Source organism: Mesorhizobium sp. YIM 152430 (genome assembly GCF_029210365.1).
Taxonomy (GTDB): Bacteria; Pseudomonadota; Alphaproteobacteria; order Rhizobiales; family Rhizobiaceae; genus Aliihoeflea.
Window position 1 is genome coordinate 102,792 of record NZ_JARGES010000027.1, and the last position, 14,990, is coordinate 117,781.

Sequence of the window (14,990 nt, forward strand, 5' to 3'; positions counted from 1 at the left end):
GCCGGAGTAAATCGTGATTGTGCTTTGCACACCCGATGCGCGGGAAACGTCAGTTCCGCCCTGCGCCGAGAAGATGGCCGAGCCCGATGGCCATCACCTTGGCCGACTGGACCATGTCCTCGATGCCCACCCATTCGTCCGGCTGGTGGGCAAGGTCGAGGATGCCGGGGCCATAGGCGATGCAACTGAACAGATGTCCGATCCGCGAGACGTGCTTCTGGTCATAGGTGCCGGGCGAAACGACGTAGTCCGGCTCGCGGTCGAAGATGTCGCGAATGCCGGACGCGACGGCCTTGACCACCGGCTCATCCATTTCCGTCATCAGCGGCAGCACTTCCATCATGTCGCGGATCGAGTAGTCGAATTTCGGCCGCTCCTGCTTCAGCCGGTCGAGAATGGACGTGACCTCGCGCTTCACGTCGCCGATGTCTTCTTCGAGCAGGAAGCGCCGGTCGATCACGGTCCGGCAGGTGTCGGCCACGTTCGGCGAGGGCAGGCCGGGAAAGAAGTCCTCCGTCTGGCCGCCATGGATCGAGTTGATGTTCATCGTCGAGCGCCGCGCGCCTTCCGGCACGACGGGCGTGCGCGTCTGCTTCCGGTCGAGTGCGGGGAAAAGCTCGTCCTCGAAGGCTGCCAGCACCGCACCCATGTGGCGAATGGCCGAATCGCCGAGGAACGGCATCGAACCGTGCGCGATTCGCCCCTTGGTCTCGATCTCCGCCCACCAGACGCCGCGATGGCCAAGGCAGATCCGGTCCTTGTTGAGCGGTTCGGGAATGATGACGTGGTCGACGCGCGGCTTGGAAAAATAGCCCTTGCTGGCGAGGTAGGCGACGCCGCCGAACCCGCCCGATTCCTCGTCCACCGTCCCGGAAATCTCGATGGCGCCGGCGAAATCCGGGTTGGTGGCGATGAAGGCTTCGGCCGCGATGACCGAGGCGGCGAGCCCGCCCTTCATGTCGCACGCCCCGCGGCCATAGACACGCCCGTCCTTCACGACGCCCTCATAGGGATCGACCGTCCAGCCTTCGCCCGCCTCGACGACGTCGATATGCGAGTTGAAATGCACCGTCTCGCCCGGTCTCTTGCCCTCGTAGCGGGCGATGACGTTGGTGCGCGGATAGCGGTCGCTGTCGCCCGGCGTGCCTTCCCCGCGCACATATTCGATTTCGAACCCCGACCGCTTCAGCCGCTCGCCGAGATATTCGGCGCAAGGCGTATAGGCTTCGCCCGGCGGGTTGATCGTCGGAAAGCGGATCAGATCCCGCGTCAATGCCACAAGGTCATCGGTGCGGCCGTCGACCGCCTTCATCAATTGGTCTCTCATATCCGCAATGTGAGCGGGCGAGGAAACGCTTGGCAAGTGCGGCAGATGCCGGATCGGGCTGGACCAGCGATTTCGGTGCGTTGGCGCGCGTCAAGGCATGGAGAACCACGCGACCCCATTTTCTTGGCATCAGGTCTTGTATAAGAGTCGAACAAAGCAAAAAGGTTTCCATGTCCAGCCAACACCGCGTCGATCTGTCCCGACCCGTCTCGGACGAAGTGCGCAAGACGACCTGCTACATGTGCGCCTGCCGGTGCGGCATTGACGTTCACCTGAAGGACGGCAAGATCCGCTACATTGAGGGCAACCGGGACCATCCGGTCAACAGGGGCGTGCTCTGCGCCAAGGGCTCGGCCGGCATCATGCAGCACTATGCGCCGGCGCGGCTTCGGGCGCCGATGCTGCGCACCGGCCCGCGCGGCTCGGGCGAATTCAGGGAAATCTCGTGGGACGAGGCGCTGGCGCTGGCGACCGACTGGCTCGGTTCCGTTCGTGCGAGCGACCCGAAGAAACTCGCATTCTTCACCGGCCGCGACCAGTCGCAATCGCTGACCGGTTTCTGGGCGCAGCAATTCGGCACGCCCAACTATGCCGCCCATGGCGGCTTCTGCTCCGTCAACATGGCGGCGGCCGGCATCACCACAATCGGCGGCGCGTTCTGGGAGTTCGGCCAGCCCGACTGGGACCGCACGAAGCTCTTCATCCTGTTCGGTGTCGCCGAGGACCACGATTCGAACCCGATCAAGATCGGCATCTCGAAAGTGAAGGCGAAGGGCGCGCGCTTCGTCTCGGTCAATCCGATCCGCACCGGCTATTCGGCGGTTGCCGACAACTGGATCGGCATCCGCCCCGGCACCGATGGTCTCCTGATCCTGTCGCTCATCCACGAACTCCTGAAGGCGCGGCGCATCGATGTCGACTATCTGATGCGCTATTCCAACGCGCCCTGGCTGGTGATCGACGCGCCGGGCACTGCCGAACACGGCCTTTTCGCCCGCGACAAGGAGGGGTGCCCGCTCGTCTTCGAAACGGTGACGGAACGCGCCGTCCCCTCCGGCTCGAAAGGCGCGCGCCCCGCGCTCCATGGCCGCTTTACGCTGCCGGACGGCCGCGCCGCGCGCCCATCCTTCGAGCTTCTGGCCGCCGAATATCTCGATCCGAAATACGCCCCGGAGAACGTCGCAACGCAGACCGGTCTCGACGCCGACACCATTCGCGGCCTCGCCGCCGAAATCGGTCGCGTCGCCTTCGAGGAAACGATCGAGATCCACCAACCCTGGACCGACGTGAACGGCCAGCGGCACGAAAGCTTTGTCGGCCGTCCGGTCTCGTTTCACGCCATGCGCGGCATTTCGGCCCATTCCAACGGTTTCCAGACTGCGCGTGCGCTGCACATGCTTCAGGTGCTGATCGGCGCGATCGACTGCCCCGGCGGCTTCCGCTACGAGCCGCCATACCCCAAGCCCGTCGAAGCCCATCCCCGCCCGCACGGCAAGGCCGAGCATTTCGGCTCCAACCAGCCGCTCTCCGGCCCGCATCTGGGCTTTCCGCTCGGGCCGGAAGACCTCCTGATCGACGAGGACGGCAAGCCAACGCGCATCGACAAGGCATTCTCTTGGGATGCCCCGCTCTCGGCCCACGGCCTGATGCACATGGTCATCGCCAATGCCCATGCCGGCGATCCGTACCCCGTCGACGTTCTGTTCCTCTACATGGCCAACATGGCCTGGAACTCGTCGATGAACACGGCCGGCACGATCAGGATGCTGGAGGAAAGGGACGAGGCGGCCGGCGAATACCGCATTCCGAAGATTATCTATTCCGACGCCTATTCGTCCGAGATGGTCGCCTATGCCGATCTCGTCCTGCCCGATACGACCTATCTCGAGCGCCACGACTGCATCTCACTGCTCGATCGGCCGATCTCCGAGCCCGATTCGGTCAACGACGCGATCCGCTGGCCGGTGGTGCAGCCCGACCGTGACGTGCGCCCGTTCCAGAGCGTCCTGATCGATCTCGGCGCGCGCCTCAAGCTGCCCGGCTTCGTCGACCATCGCGGCAAGGCGCTCTACGCCGACTACGCCGACTACATCGTCCGTCACGAGCGTCGGCCGGGTATCGGCCCGCTGGCGGGCTTTCGCGGCACTGAGGGAGATCGAGCGGGCAGGGGCGCGGCCAATCTCGACCAGATCGAGCGCTATATCGAAAACGGCTCCTTCTTCTCCGCGCACATCCCGGCCGACGCGCTCTTTTTCAAGCACGCGAACCAGGCCTATCAGGACTTCGCGGTGAAGATGGGCTTCTTCGACAAAGCCCAGCCCGTCACCTTCCAGCTCTATTCGGAAATCCTGCAAAAATTCCGCCTGTCGGCCGAAGGCACGCGCGCCCCCTTCGCGCCGCAGGAGCACCGCCAGCGCATCCTCGCCAGCTTCACGCCGCTGCCGTCATGGTACATGCCGCTGGAGGAAGCCGGCGTCGACCGCGACGAATACCCCTATCACGCGATCACCCAGCGCCCGATGGCGATGTACCATTCCTGGGGCTCGATGAACGCCTGGCTGCGCCAGATCCACACCAGGAATCCGCTTTACGTCCCCGGTGCGATCTGCGACGCGCACGATCTGAAGGACGGCGACTGGGTCTGGCTCATCTCCCATCACGGCCGCATCAAGGTCGAGATCACCCGCTCCAACGTAGTCAATCGCGACACGATCTGGACCTGGAACGCCGTTGGCAAGCGCGGCGGCGCCTGGGCGCTCGACCCGAAATCGCCCGAGGCCCGCAAGGGCTTCCTGCTCAACCACCTCATCCACGAACTCTTGCCGCCCAAGGGCGATGGAATGCGCTGGTCCAATTCCGACCCGGTCACCGGCCAGGCGGCCTGGTACGATCTGCGCGTTAGGATCGAGAAGGCCGAGCCGGGAGCGGTGAGCGAACCGCATTTCGCCGAACAGCGACGTGTGGTGCAAGCGCCGGATGAAATTCGCTACGGACAGGAGTGGAGCGCATGACCTCCCTCCCATCGCTTCCCACACCGAAGAAACTCGGTCTCGTCATCGACCTCGACGTCTGCGTTGGCTGCCATGCCTGCGTCATCTCCTGCAAGGAGTGGAATACCGGCGGCTACGGCGCGGCCCTGTCCGACCAGGACCCCTACGGTGCCGACGTCTCCGGCACCTTCCTCAACCGGATTCATTCCTTCGAAGTCTTGCCGGAAGGCGCTGAAAAGATTGGCGAAACCGGTGATGCGCGCATCGTCCATTTCCCCAAATCCTGCCTCCATTGCGAGGATGCGCCCTGCGTCACCGTCTGCCCCACCGGCGCGTCCTACAAGCGCTCGGACGACGGTATCGTGCTCGTCGACGAGGACATGTGCATCGGTTGCGGCCTGTGCGCCTGGGCCTGTCCCTATGGCGCTCGAGAAATGGACCTCGCTGCCGGCGTCATGAAGAAATGCACGCTCTGCGTCGACCGCATCTACAACGAGACCATCGCCGAAATCGACCGCGTCCCGTCCTGCGTGCGAACCTGCCCCGCCAACGCCCGCCATTATGGCGACCTCGCCGATCCGCAGTCACACGTCTCGAAAATGGTCGCCGCGCGCGACGGCTTCGACCTGATGCCGGAGCAGGGCACGAAACCGGTCAACAAATACTTGCCCCCCCGTGCGCGCACCGCCCTTGCCGAAAGCGCGATTCCGCTCGCGGAGAACTCCGCCGGCGCATCCGGTTTTTTTGCCTGGCTCGATGGAATGCTGGAGCGGATTTGAGATGCACCCAGCCCTCTCCATCATCGTCTTCACCACCCTGTCGGGCATGGGTTACGGCCTCGCAGCGCTGCTCGGCCTCGGCCTCTTCGACCCTGCCGCCCTCGCGACCAAGATCGGCTATGTCCTCGCTCTGGCCCTCATCGCCGGCGGGCTGGTTTCTTCCACACTCCACCTCGGCAACCCGCAACGCGCTTGGCGCGCACTGTCCCAATGGCGCACGAGTTGGCTGTCGCGCGAGGGCGTCCTGGCGATCCTCGCTTTCATCCCTCTGACGATCTGCGCCTATGCCGCGATTTTTCACGACCGTCATCTCATCCTGCCCGGTCTCGCTGCTGCGGGCCTGGGCCTCGTCACCGTCTATTGCACCGCGATGATCTACGGCTCGCTGAAGACCGTCCAGCTATGGTCGCAGCGCCTGACGCCCGTCACCTATCTGCTCTTCGCTCTTGCCAGCGGCGCGACGCTGGGCACGCTTCTGGCCGTCTCGGGCGCGGCGCAGCCATGGCTGATTGCGTTTCTCGCCGTCTCGTTCACGGTCGCCGCCTGGCTGGCAAAGCGCCGCTGGCGGAACGATGGCAAGGCTCTGGCTCCGCTTTCGACGCCGGAAACCGCGACCGGCCTCGGCTCGATCGGCCGCGTGCGGCTCTTCGAGCGGCCGCATATCAACGACAATTACCTGACCCGCGAAATGGGCTTTCAGGTCGCCCGCAAGCACGCCGACAAGCTGTTCGGCATCGCGATCCTGCTTGGCGGGTTGATCCCGGCGGCGCTCGTCGTCGTCGCAGCGCTTGCCGCAGGCGCGATGGGCCCCGGTCTGACGGCTTTTCTGGCGGCTTTTCTGGCCGTGCTGTCGCATTATGCGGGTGTCTTCGTCGAGCGCTGGCTCTTCTTCGCCGAGGCCCGCCACGCCGTCATGAACTATTACGGCCGCTGAGGCAGTTCCGTGGCTCGATGTGCCGAAAACGGTGGCTTTCGAGAACCGGAGCGGAGTGTACATTTGGGTACATGAGCACCGGAAGCGCAGGAAGACGCCGTTTGCAGGTCATCGAGCCGCGAATCTCAGTCCGACCAGCGCTTGTGGAACCACATCCATTGCCCCGGATGCTCGCGCACCCAGCCCTCGACGATGTCGTTCATCATCTGGCAGCTTGCGTGAATGTCGATCGCGCCGGACGCATTGCGCGGGAATTCTATCTTCTCTTGAAGTTCCAGCCGGAACGTATTGTCGGGCAAACGGATCGAGCGCGCCGGATAGACGTCGCATTCGAACTGACGGGCGAGCTTCGGCACCAGCGGGTTCGTGCGGCATTCGCGGCCGAAGAAACTCGTCTTCTGGCCCTTGTGGAATTTCTGGTCGACGAGCACGCCGATGTTTCCGTCTCGGTCCAGAACCCGCGCGAGCGCGAAGGCGGCGCCGGCGCGTGAGGCCAGCAATTCGCCCATCGTGTCGCGCCGCGTGTTGAAGACATATTCGGCCATGTAGGGATTGTTCGGCGCGCGGAAGAGGGCGGTCACCGGCAGGTCGTAGGCCATCGCCGCCACCGGCAGCAGCTCGAAATTCCCCGAATGGGCGGTGAAGATGATGTGCGGGCGCTTTTCCTCGCGGATGCGCAGGAAAATCTCCTCGCCGATCACTTCGACGCGGTTTGGTGCCTTGCCGGGCTCATGGTCGAAGATCTGGTCGAGGAAGATGTATTCCGCAGCCAGCCGGGCCATGTTGCCCCACATGTCCGAGGCGATCGCCTGGATTTCGGCTTCGGATTTTTCGGGATAGGCGCGTTTCAGATTGTTGACCGCGACGCGATGCCGGCCGAATTTCGGCCCCAGCCTGCGTGCCGTCCGGTCGGCGAAGTCGAGCGCCTTGTCAGCCGGCAGTTTGCGCAGACCCCACATCGCCGCCATCGCCAGCCGCGCCGTTGTCCAGTATTCCGCCTGTTTCAGCGCGCCGGCCGACTTGTAGACCAGCGGCCGCAGGAATGCCGGCAGCCTGTCGCCCTTCATGACACGCGCAGGATGATCTTGCCGAACACGTCGCGGCCTTCCATGCGCTCCAGCGCGCGGCCGATGCCGTCGAAATCGACTTCCGTGTCGATGACGGGCGCAACCTGGCCGGTTGCCATTTTCTGCATCGCGTCCGCCATGTTCTCCATCCGGCAGCCGAACGAGCCGAATATCTTGAGTTGCTGCTGGAAGAGCTGCATCAGGTTCATCGATGTCGAGACGCCCGAGGTCGAGCCGCATGTCACGAGCCGTCCGCCGCGCTTCAGGCACAGCATCGAGCCCGCCCAGGTGTCGGCCCCGACATGCTCGAACACGACGTCGACGCCCTTCTTCTTGGTGATCTTGCGCACCGCGCCCTCGAAGCGGTCGGTGCGGTAGTTGATGACGTGGTCGGCGCCGAGCGCCTTGGCCGGTTCGATCTTGCCGTCGGACCCGACCGTGGTGATGATCGTGCAGCCCATGCGCCGGGCAAGCTGGATCGCCGCCGAACCGATGCCGGACCCGCCGGCATGGATCAGGATAGTCTCTCCGGGCTGAAGCTTGGCATTGTCGAACAGCATATGCTCGACCGTGCCGAAGGTGACGGGCGCGACTGCCGCGCCGATTTCCGTGACGCCGGGCGGGGCGGGGACGAGCAGCCGCGCCGGCAGGTTCATGTATTCCTGCGCAAAGCCGTCGAGATGGAAGCCGTGAACGCCGGAGACGTTCTCGCATAGATTGTCGCGCTTCTCGCGGCACGCCTTGCAAAGCCCGCAGGTGCGCGCGCCGTAGATCGAGACGAGTTGGCCTTCGCGCAAATTCGATACGCCCGGTCCGACCGCGACGACCTCGCCCGAAGCTTCCGCACCCACGGTCAGCGGCATCTTCCGCTTTGCGAACGCCATGCCCCGCCAGCCCCACACGTCGATATGATTGAGCGCGACGGCGCGGATGCGCAGCGTCACCTCGCCCTGGCCGGGCGCTTGGGGCTCGGCAATATCGACGGTTTCGAGGCGGCGATCCTCGATCAGTTGCAATGCGCGCATGGTCTCTTCCGTATTGATATCGGAGCGGAGCTAGAACGCTTCGCGCGCCATGACAAGACAAGTGTTTTGCCCGCCGAAGCCGAACGAGTTCGACAAAACGGTCTTCACGTCCGCCGACCGCTTGGCGTTCGGCACCACGTCGAGGTCGATGGCGGGGTCGGGATTGTCGTAATTGATAGTCGGCGGCAGCACGCCTTCGCGCATCGTCATCAGTGAAAACGCGGCCTCGATCGCCCCGGCGGCGGAGAGTGTATGCCCGATCATCGACTTGTTCGAGGAGACCGGCATCCGCTTAAGGTTCTCGCCGAAAACCGTCGAAAGCGACAGATGCTCCATCTTGTCGTTCTCCGGTGTCGAGGTGCCATGAGCATTCACATAGGAGATGCCATCCTGTCCAAGTCCGGCATCCTCGAGCGCAGCGCGGATCGCGCCGATGGCCGGCGAGCCGTCGGGCTTGGAGCGGGTGCGGTGGAAATCATCGGCCTTTTCGCCGCAGCCGCGCAAAATACCGAGCACCGTCGCTCCGCGCCGCGTGGCGCTTTCGAGCGATTCCAGCACAAGCGCGGCCGATCCCTCGGCCAGCACGAAGCCGTCGCGATCCTTCGAGAAGGGCTTGGATGCCTTGGTCGGGTCGTCGTTGGCAGTGGACAAGGCCGAGAGCAGCGAGAACCGGATCAGCGCTTCGGCCGTCGCCGAACCGTCGGCGCCGACGGCCAGTGCCCGCTCGCACTCGCCGCGCCGGATCGCCTCGACGCCGAGTTGGATCGCCGTCGCGCCCGAGGCGCAGGCGGTCGACAACGTGATCGGGAGGCCGCGTGCTCCGTATTTTTCGGCGAGCCGGTCGGCGATGGTTGCGAATTGCGCCTCGTCGAAAATCTCGGCGGTGAGCTTCTCGCGGGCGACCTTCAAGAGGCGCTGATATCCCTGTTCATCGTTCGACGAGGCATAGAGCGAAAGCCGGTCCTGCCAGCCGAGTTCGACCGGCGGCGAGGCGAGGAAGAGCGGTCCGTCGAACCGGCCGCGTGCAATGCCCGACATGCCGACGGCCTCGTCGGCGGCAAGATCGGCCAGTTCCTGCGTCAGCGCGGATGCGCCTTCCTTGCTGGAAGCCAGATAGTCGACCGTGCCGGAGATCGTCGTCGCCAGATGATCGGTCGGAAAGCGCGTGATCGGGTGGATACCCGACCGGCCGGACGTCAGCGCCGTCCAGTTCGCGTCGATCCCCTGGCCGAGCGAGGTCACGACGCCGATGCCGGTGACGGCGACGATGGGGCGCCCAAGATGATCGGTGGTCTTCACGGCGATCTCCTCTATGCCCGCGTCAGCATGGCCGCGCCCTCGAAGCGATTGTAGCCGATCGCCGTCGCCACCGCCTTGTCAGGCTCCACGCGGGCTGCGACTTCGTTCTCGGCATCGAAGGGCGGGTAGGCGGCATTGTTCGACAAGGCCAGCGCCGCAAGCGCGATGGCGAAGGGGAACTGCGCTTCCTTCATGTGGCCGGTGAGCGTGGAGAAGGCGCGCACGGCATGGCTGCCCTGCTCGCGCAGCGCCTGGCGTTCGGCGCCTGTCGCGGCATGGGCACCCGATGCGCCGGAAATCACGAGTTCGGTTCCAGCGAAAGCGGGCAGGGTCCGCAACAGACCGGAGACGGCCGCCGCAAGGTCGTTGTCATCGCGCCGCGCCCGGCCGGACGCGACGGCGTCGATCCGCGCATAGGCTTTGCGGCCGCGAGCCTCGGCATGTTCGCGCGATTCGAGCACGAGGAACGCGCCGCCCGAACCGGTGATGACGCCGCCGCCATCATTCGCGCCGCGCTGCCAGACGGATTTCCAGCGCTTGCGATGGAGATGCCCGCCAAGTTCGTAGCCGAGCAGCATGTCGGGATGTTCGGTCTGGAACGCGCCGCCGACGAGAACATGCGTCGACTGGCCGGAACGGATGCGCGCCGCCGCCGTCTCGATCGCCGAAACGCCCGCGCCTTCCTCGCCCATGAAGGTGCGCGATGAGCCGGTGACCTTGTGGACGATGGAGATGTTACCGGCCAGAAGGTTCGAAAGCTGGGCAAGGAAGAGCGTCGGTCGCAGTTCGGTCGTCAGCTTCTCGTTGAGCAGCAATTCGTGGTCGTTTCGCGTGCGCGAGGCTTCCAGAATGATCTCGTCCACCGAAACGTCGCGCTCGCCGCCGCCGGCGGCCACCACCATGTCCATCGAGGCGCACAGTGCCTCGTCATCCTTGATGCCGGCGTCGGCCAGCGCCAATCCGGCCGTGTAGGTGCCGAGCCGTTGCCAGGTTTCCATCTGCCGCTGGTCCCCGCGTTTGGGAATCTGCTGGCTCCAGTCCATTTCGGGCAGGGGGTGGATCGTATAGGGCGAAAACCGCTCGCCGTCATAGACAGGCTTTGCACTGCCGGAAGACAGTGCAGACCAGTGCGTCTCCGCCCCTTCGCCGAGGCAGGAAACGAGGCCGATGCCGGTGATGACGACGTCGTTGGCGCTCATTTCAGATCGGCCTCAGGCGGCCTTGGCGGCGACGAGTTGGTCGATCTTTGCGCAAAGGTTTTCCATGACGAAGTATTCTTCGGTCGTCGCCTTGCCTTCGTTGACTTCCTGCGTCCACTTCTCGAGCGGAATCTTGATGCCGAATTCCTTGTCGATCGCGAAGACGATGTCGAGGAAGTCGAGCGAATCGATGCCGAGATCGTCGATGGTGTGGCTCTTCGGCGTGATGGTCTCGCGATCGATCTCGCTCGTTTCGGCGATGATGTCGGCAACCTTGTCGAAAGTGGATGTCACGGGCAGTCCCTCGATGCGAGGTTGAAAAAGGTGGTTCGCGCGCTCTCTAATCGCTTTTTGGCGGCAGGAAAAGGGCGCGGGGCATTTTGCACTGAAGGCTACCTTCCGTCTTGCGCACCGTCATTTTAGTTGAAGACGATCCGGGCTGCCGCATGAAGTCCGTTTTCGTTCACATTGACGACGATCGCCTCGCCCTCGCGCGAGCGCGCGCCGAGCACGGACTGGATGAAATCGCCGTGCGTCACCAGCACCAGAATGCCCGAGCCGGTATAGTCCGCGACGGTTTCGCGCAGCAGTTCGGAGCGTTCGTCGGCTTCCTCGCCGTCCGGCTCGAACGGATCGAGCCAATCGACGGTCTCGACCAGCGATGCGCCAAAGGCGAGTTCGGCCGTTTCCTTCGTCCGGCAATAGCGGCTTGCCAGAACCTCCTGCACCGGCGCCGCGCGCGCCGCGAAAAGGGCACCGATTCGCCTGGCCTGCTGGCGGCCCTGTTCGGAAAGGTTGCGTTGCGTGCGGCAGACCTCGATGTCGAACGAGGCCGGTTCGCCCGAGCCCGGTGCATTGGCGTGGTTCAAGAGCACGACCTGGCCGCCGTTCCGCAGGAGCGCCCAGCCTGCCTCGGTCGCATGTGCCGGCAGGGCCATTGCCAGCGCCGCGATGATGATGAGCGCCCTGATCATTGCGTCTCCCATTGGTTTCATGACGACTCATATAGGCTGAACGGCCTGAAGCGAAACCGTGCGCCCGCCGCCTTTTGACGCGGCTGGACCATTGCGGCCCGGTTCCGGCCGGGCTACTGCCCGATCATGTCGCCTTTGACCGAGACAATCTTCTTCGTCTTCGGACTTGTCGCGCTCGGCTACGTCTCGGGCTGGACGGGCCTGTTGAAAACCGCGATCGGCGATGCGCTGACCGCCTTCGCCGTCGCGATCGCGGTCCCGATGCTGCTCTTTCGAACGCTCATCGAGGCTGATTTTCAAGGTTCCGCGCCATTATCGCTGTGGGCCTGCTATTTCTTCGCGGTCGCCGCCGCTTGGGCCTGCGGCCAGTTCGTCACGCAGAAGGTTTTCGGGCGCGATGCCCGCGCCGGTGTCGTCGGCGGCGTATCGGCGGCATTCTCGAACCTCGTCCTTCTCGGCCTTCCTCTGGTGCAGGGCGTATTCGGCAGGCCGGGCCTGGAAGTCCTGTCGCTCATCGTCGCTGTCCACCTGCCGATCATGATGGCGATGTCGATCGCGCTCTTCGAATGGGCCAATCGCAATTCGGCCGAAAGCGCCGGCATCCTCGCCGCGCTGACGGATTTCCTGAGGAAGCTCGTGTCCAACCCGCTCATTGTCGGAATTCTGGCCGCGCTGATCTGGCGGCTGACCGGGTTCGAGATGCCCTCGCTGGGAATGCGCTTCGTCGATGCGCTCGCCAATGCGGCCGGCCCGCTGGCGCTGTTTGCCATGGGCCTGTCGCTGCGACGCATGGGCATTTCCGGCAATGTGAAGGCCGGCCTCGCCCTTTCGGCGGTCAAGCTTTTCGTGATGCCTGTTGTGGCGCTGGGCGCCGTGCTCGTCATCGGCCTGCCGCCGCTCGCCGCCATGGTCGTCGTCACCGCCGCCGCGCTGCCCGCCGGCGTCAATCCCTACCTGATCGCGACGCGGTTCGGCACCGGGCAGGCGCTCGCATCCAACGTCATGACGATCTCGACGCTCGTCGCCGCCGGATCGAGCTTCCTCTGGCTCGCCGTGGCTCAACGCCTTTTTGGCTGATTGTCTTGGTCCTGCCGGCCGGTTGCCTTACATCTTCCATCACGCAATCCATTTTGAACGAATGAGGGAGGGCATCATGCTCAAGAAGACCAGTCATTTTCTCCGCGAGGCCAATCTGATCGGCGGTGAGTGGGTGCAGGCCGATTCGGGTCAGACCATCGACGTGACCAATCCGGCCAACGGCCAGAAGATCGGCGTCATCCCCAAATCCGGCGCCGCCGAAACCCGACGCGCCATCGAGGCCGCGCATGAGGCGTTCAAGACCTTCCGCAAGACCAGCGCGCTCGAGCGTTCCAAGATGCTGCGCAAGCTGCACGACGCGATCATGGACAATCAGGATGTGCTCGCCGAACTCCTGACCATGGAGCAGGGCAAGTCGCTGACCGAATCGAAGGGCGAGGTCGGCGCATCGGCCGCCTATATCCTCTGGTTTGCCGAAGAAGCGCGCCGCACCTATGGCGACGTCATCCCGTCGCCCTGGGCCGACCGCCGCATCCTGGTGACGAAGGAGCCGGTCGGCGTCGTCGCGGCGATCACGCCTTGGAATTTCCCGTCCTCGATGCTGTCGCGCAAGATCGGCCCGGCCATCGCCGCCGGCTGCACCGCCGTCGTCAAGCCGGCGACCCAGACGCCCTATTCGGGCCTTGCCTGGGGCGCGCTGTGCGAGGAAGTCGGCATCCCGAAGGGCGTCGTCAACGTTGTCACCGGCGGCGCGAGCGAAATCGGCAAGGAACTTTCCACCAACCCGCTGGTCAAGAAAATCACCTTCACCGGCTCGACGGAGGTCGGCAAGATCCTGATCCAGCAGTCGGCGTCGACGGTCAAGAAGGTGTCGATGGAACTTGGCGGCAACGCGCCGTTCCTCGTCTTCGACGACGCCGACATCGACCGCGCGGTCGAGGGTGCCGTCGCCGCGAAATACCGCAATTCCGGCCAGACCTGCGTCTGCACCAACCGCTTCTTCGTCCAGTCCGGCATCTACGATGCCTTCGTCGACAAGCTCGCCAAGGCTTCGAACAAGCTGAAGGTCGGCCCCGGCCTCGAGGAGGGCGTCCAGCAGGGCCCGCTGATCGATGAGAAGGCCGTCGAAAAGGTGGAGGAATTCGTCGCCGACGCCAAGGCGAAGGGCGGCAAGGTTGTCGCCGGCGGCAACCGCCACAAGCTCGGTGGCTCCTTCTTCGAGCCCACCGTCATCGCCGATGCCACGCCCGACATGAAGTTCATGAAGGACGAGATTTTTGGCCCCGTCGCCCCGGTCTTCCGTTTCGAGAAGGAGGAGGAGGCGGTCGAGATGGCCAACGATACCGAATTCGGCCTCGCCTGCTACTTCTACACCGGCGACCTCGGCCGCGCCTTCCGGGTCATGGAGGGCCTGAAATACGGCATGGTCGGCGTCAACGAAGGCATCATCACCACCCCCGAAGCCCCCTTCGGCGGCGTCAAGGAATCCGGCCTCGGCCGCGAAGGCGGACATCAGGGCATCGAGGATTATCTCGACACCAAATATGTCTGCATCGGCGGGCTGGGGCTTTAGAGACCAGGCTGGGGAAGGTGGCGCTCTACGGCGCCCCCCTCTGGCCTGCCAATCCTTGTAGAGAATGGCATCTCCCCCGCAAGTGGGGAGATTAGTCTCGTCATCGCCGTGCGTGATCTCCCCCCTCGCGGGGGAGATGCCCGGCAGGGCAGAGGGGGGCGCGACGAAGCGTTGACCTATCCGGGATCGATCACCGATCTTTCACCGTCTCCATCGCCACGAATGTCGACGTCTGCGCCACATGGGGCAGCGCCGAAATCCGCTCCCCCAACACCCGCCGATACGAGACAATGTCCCGCGTCCTGACCTTCAGCAGATAGTCGAAGCTCGACGCCATCATGTGGCATTGCTCGATTTCGCGGATCGTCATCACCGCCTTGTTGAACTCGGCCAGCGCCGCTGACCGCGTATCCGACAGCTTCACCTGCACGAAGGCGATATGCCCTTCGCCAAGCCGTTCGCGGTCGACGATTGCCGAATAGCCCCGAATATAGCCGTCCGCCTCCAGCCGCTTCACCCGCGCCGCGACCGGCGTCTTCGACAGCCCCACCTGGCCCGCCAGTTCCGCAATCGACAACCGCGCATCCTTCGAAAGCGCGGCGATGATGTTGAGGTCGATGCGATCGATTTGGTCCGGCATCGCCGATTATCCAGTCGGAATGATTGTTGAGTGGCCATATCATCAGTCCGTTTGGCCTGCAAAGCGCTTTCGTTTGGCCATGCCGCGATTCTGCGCCATGCTATTCTCGCGTCACCCAGGTCATACTGCTTTTCGAGGCTCACCC

General features: G+C 64.3%; 13 protein-coding genes. 5 read left to right on the plus strand and 8 right to left on the minus strand.

From position 1 onward, the window contains the following. Positions 1-49 precede the first annotated feature (49 nt). The gene (locus PZ895_RS08250) at positions 50-1,327 is read right to left on the minus strand and encodes an acetylornithine deacetylase/succinyl-diaminopimelate desuccinylase family protein (protein WP_275838541.1); all 1,278 of its coding nucleotides are present in this window, start codon (positions 1,325-1,327) and stop codon (positions 50-52) included. A 170-nt stretch (positions 1,328-1,497) separates the two neighbouring features. Here PZ895_RS08250 and PZ895_RS08255 point away from each other — a divergent pair, with 170 nt between their 5' ends. The 3 genes from PZ895_RS08255 to PZ895_RS08265 are packed head-to-tail and all read left to right on the plus strand — an operon-like array spanning position 1,498 to position 6,030. Next, complete coding sequence (locus PZ895_RS08255; protein ID WP_275838542.1) at positions 1,498-4,338, plus strand: molybdopterin oxidoreductase family protein; 2,841 nt, start codon at positions 1,498-1,500, stop codon at positions 4,336-4,338. Continuing rightward, positions 4,335-5,096, plus strand: a complete 762-nt coding sequence (locus PZ895_RS08260) for a 4Fe-4S dicluster domain-containing protein (protein ID WP_275838543.1) — start codon at positions 4,335-4,337, stop codon at positions 5,094-5,096. Before PZ895_RS08255 ends, PZ895_RS08260 begins: the two co-directional genes overlap by 4 nt. A gap of 1 nt (position 5,097) precedes the next feature. After that, positions 5,098-6,030, plus strand: coding sequence for a DmsC/YnfH family molybdoenzyme membrane anchor subunit (locus PZ895_RS08265; RefSeq protein WP_275838544.1), 933 nt, complete (start codon positions 5,098-5,100; stop codon positions 6,028-6,030). Positions 6,031-6,155: 125 nt separating this feature from the next. On the opposite strand, the gene PZ895_RS08270 is transcribed toward PZ895_RS08265, so the two are convergent. From PZ895_RS08270 to PZ895_RS08295, 6 genes are all read right to left on the minus strand, one after another. Then, the gene (locus PZ895_RS08270) at positions 6,156-7,097 is read right to left on the minus strand and encodes a lipid A biosynthesis lauroyl acyltransferase (RefSeq protein ID WP_275838545.1); all 942 of its coding nucleotides are present in this window, start codon (positions 7,095-7,097) and stop codon (positions 6,156-6,158) included. Then, on the minus strand, positions 7,094-8,122 hold the full coding sequence (locus PZ895_RS08275) for a zinc-binding dehydrogenase (RefSeq protein WP_275838546.1): 1,029 nt from the start codon (positions 8,120-8,122) through the stop codon (positions 7,094-7,096). Before PZ895_RS08275 ends, PZ895_RS08270 begins: the two co-directional genes overlap by 4 nt. A 30-nt stretch (positions 8,123-8,152) precedes the next feature. Further along, positions 8,153-9,421: a beta-ketoacyl-ACP synthase gene (locus PZ895_RS08280; RefSeq protein WP_275838547.1), complete on the minus strand. Its 1,269-nt coding sequence runs from the start codon at positions 9,419-9,421 to the stop codon at positions 8,153-8,155. 11 nt (positions 9,422-9,432) lie between these two features. Next, entirely contained in the window at positions 9,433-10,620 is a 1,188-nt protein-coding gene (locus tag PZ895_RS08285; protein ID WP_275838548.1) for a beta-ketoacyl-ACP synthase, read from the minus strand. A gap of 12 nt (positions 10,621-10,632) precedes the next feature. After that, on the minus strand, positions 10,633-10,920 hold the full coding sequence (locus PZ895_RS08290; protein WP_152529515.1) for an acyl carrier protein: 288 nt from the start codon (positions 10,918-10,920) through the stop codon (positions 10,633-10,635). Between the two features lie 119 nt (positions 10,921-11,039). Then, entirely contained in the window at positions 11,040-11,594 is a 555-nt protein-coding gene (locus PZ895_RS08295; protein ID WP_275838549.1) for a histidine phosphatase family protein, read from the minus strand. Between the two features lie 126 nt (positions 11,595-11,720). Between PZ895_RS08295 and PZ895_RS08300 the strand changes: the two genes are divergently transcribed. Then, entirely contained in the window at positions 11,721-12,671 is a 951-nt protein-coding gene (locus PZ895_RS08300) for an AEC family transporter (RefSeq protein ID WP_275838550.1), read from the plus strand. Between the two features lie 76 nt (positions 12,672-12,747). Beyond that, positions 12,748-14,205: an NAD-dependent succinate-semialdehyde dehydrogenase gene (locus PZ895_RS08305; RefSeq protein ID WP_275838551.1), complete on the plus strand. Its 1,458-nt coding sequence runs from the start codon at positions 12,748-12,750 to the stop codon at positions 14,203-14,205. A gap of 190 nt (positions 14,206-14,395) precedes the next feature. On the opposite strand, the gene PZ895_RS08310 is transcribed toward PZ895_RS08305, so the two are convergent. After that, on the minus strand, positions 14,396-14,845 hold the full coding sequence (locus PZ895_RS08310; protein ID WP_275838552.1) for an Lrp/AsnC ligand binding domain-containing protein: 450 nt from the start codon (positions 14,843-14,845) through the stop codon (positions 14,396-14,398). Between the last annotated feature and the right edge of the window lie 145 nt (positions 14,846-14,990).

Bases quoted from the DNA above. Each gene is read 5' to 3' on its own strand.
- PZ895_RS08250 (WP_275838541.1), bottom strand. From the start codon at position 1,327: ATGAGAGACCAATTGATGAAGGCGGTCGACGGCCGCACCGATGACCTT.
- PZ895_RS08255 (WP_275838542.1), top strand. From the start codon at position 1,498: ATGTCCAGCCAACACCGCGTCGATCTGTCCCGACCCGTCTCGGACGAA.
- PZ895_RS08260 (WP_275838543.1), top strand. From the start codon at position 4,335: ATGACCTCCCTCCCATCGCTTCCCACACCGAAGAAACTCGGTCTCGTC.
- PZ895_RS08265 (WP_275838544.1), top strand. From the start codon at position 5,098: ATGCACCCAGCCCTCTCCATCATCGTCTTCACCACCCTGTCGGGCATG.
- PZ895_RS08270 (WP_275838545.1), bottom strand. From the start codon at position 7,097: ATGAAGGGCGACAGGCTGCCGGCATTCCTGCGGCCGCTGGTCTACAAG.
- PZ895_RS08275 (WP_275838546.1), bottom strand. From the start codon at position 8,122: ATGCGCGCATTGCAACTGATCGAGGATCGCCGCCTCGAAACCGTCGAT.
- PZ895_RS08285 (WP_275838548.1), bottom strand. From the start codon at position 10,620: ATGAGCGCCAACGACGTCGTCATCACCGGCATCGGCCTCGTTTCCTGC.
- PZ895_RS08295 (WP_275838549.1), bottom strand. From the start codon at position 11,594: ATGATCAGGGCGCTCATCATCATCGCGGCGCTGGCAATGGCCCTGCCG.
- PZ895_RS08300 (WP_275838550.1), top strand. From the start codon at position 11,721: ATGTCGCCTTTGACCGAGACAATCTTCTTCGTCTTCGGACTTGTCGCG.
- PZ895_RS08305 (WP_275838551.1), top strand. From the start codon at position 12,748: ATGCTCAAGAAGACCAGTCATTTTCTCCGCGAGGCCAATCTGATCGGC.
- PZ895_RS08310 (WP_275838552.1), bottom strand. From the start codon at position 14,845: ATGCCGGACCAAATCGATCGCATCGACCTCAACATCATCGCCGCGCTT.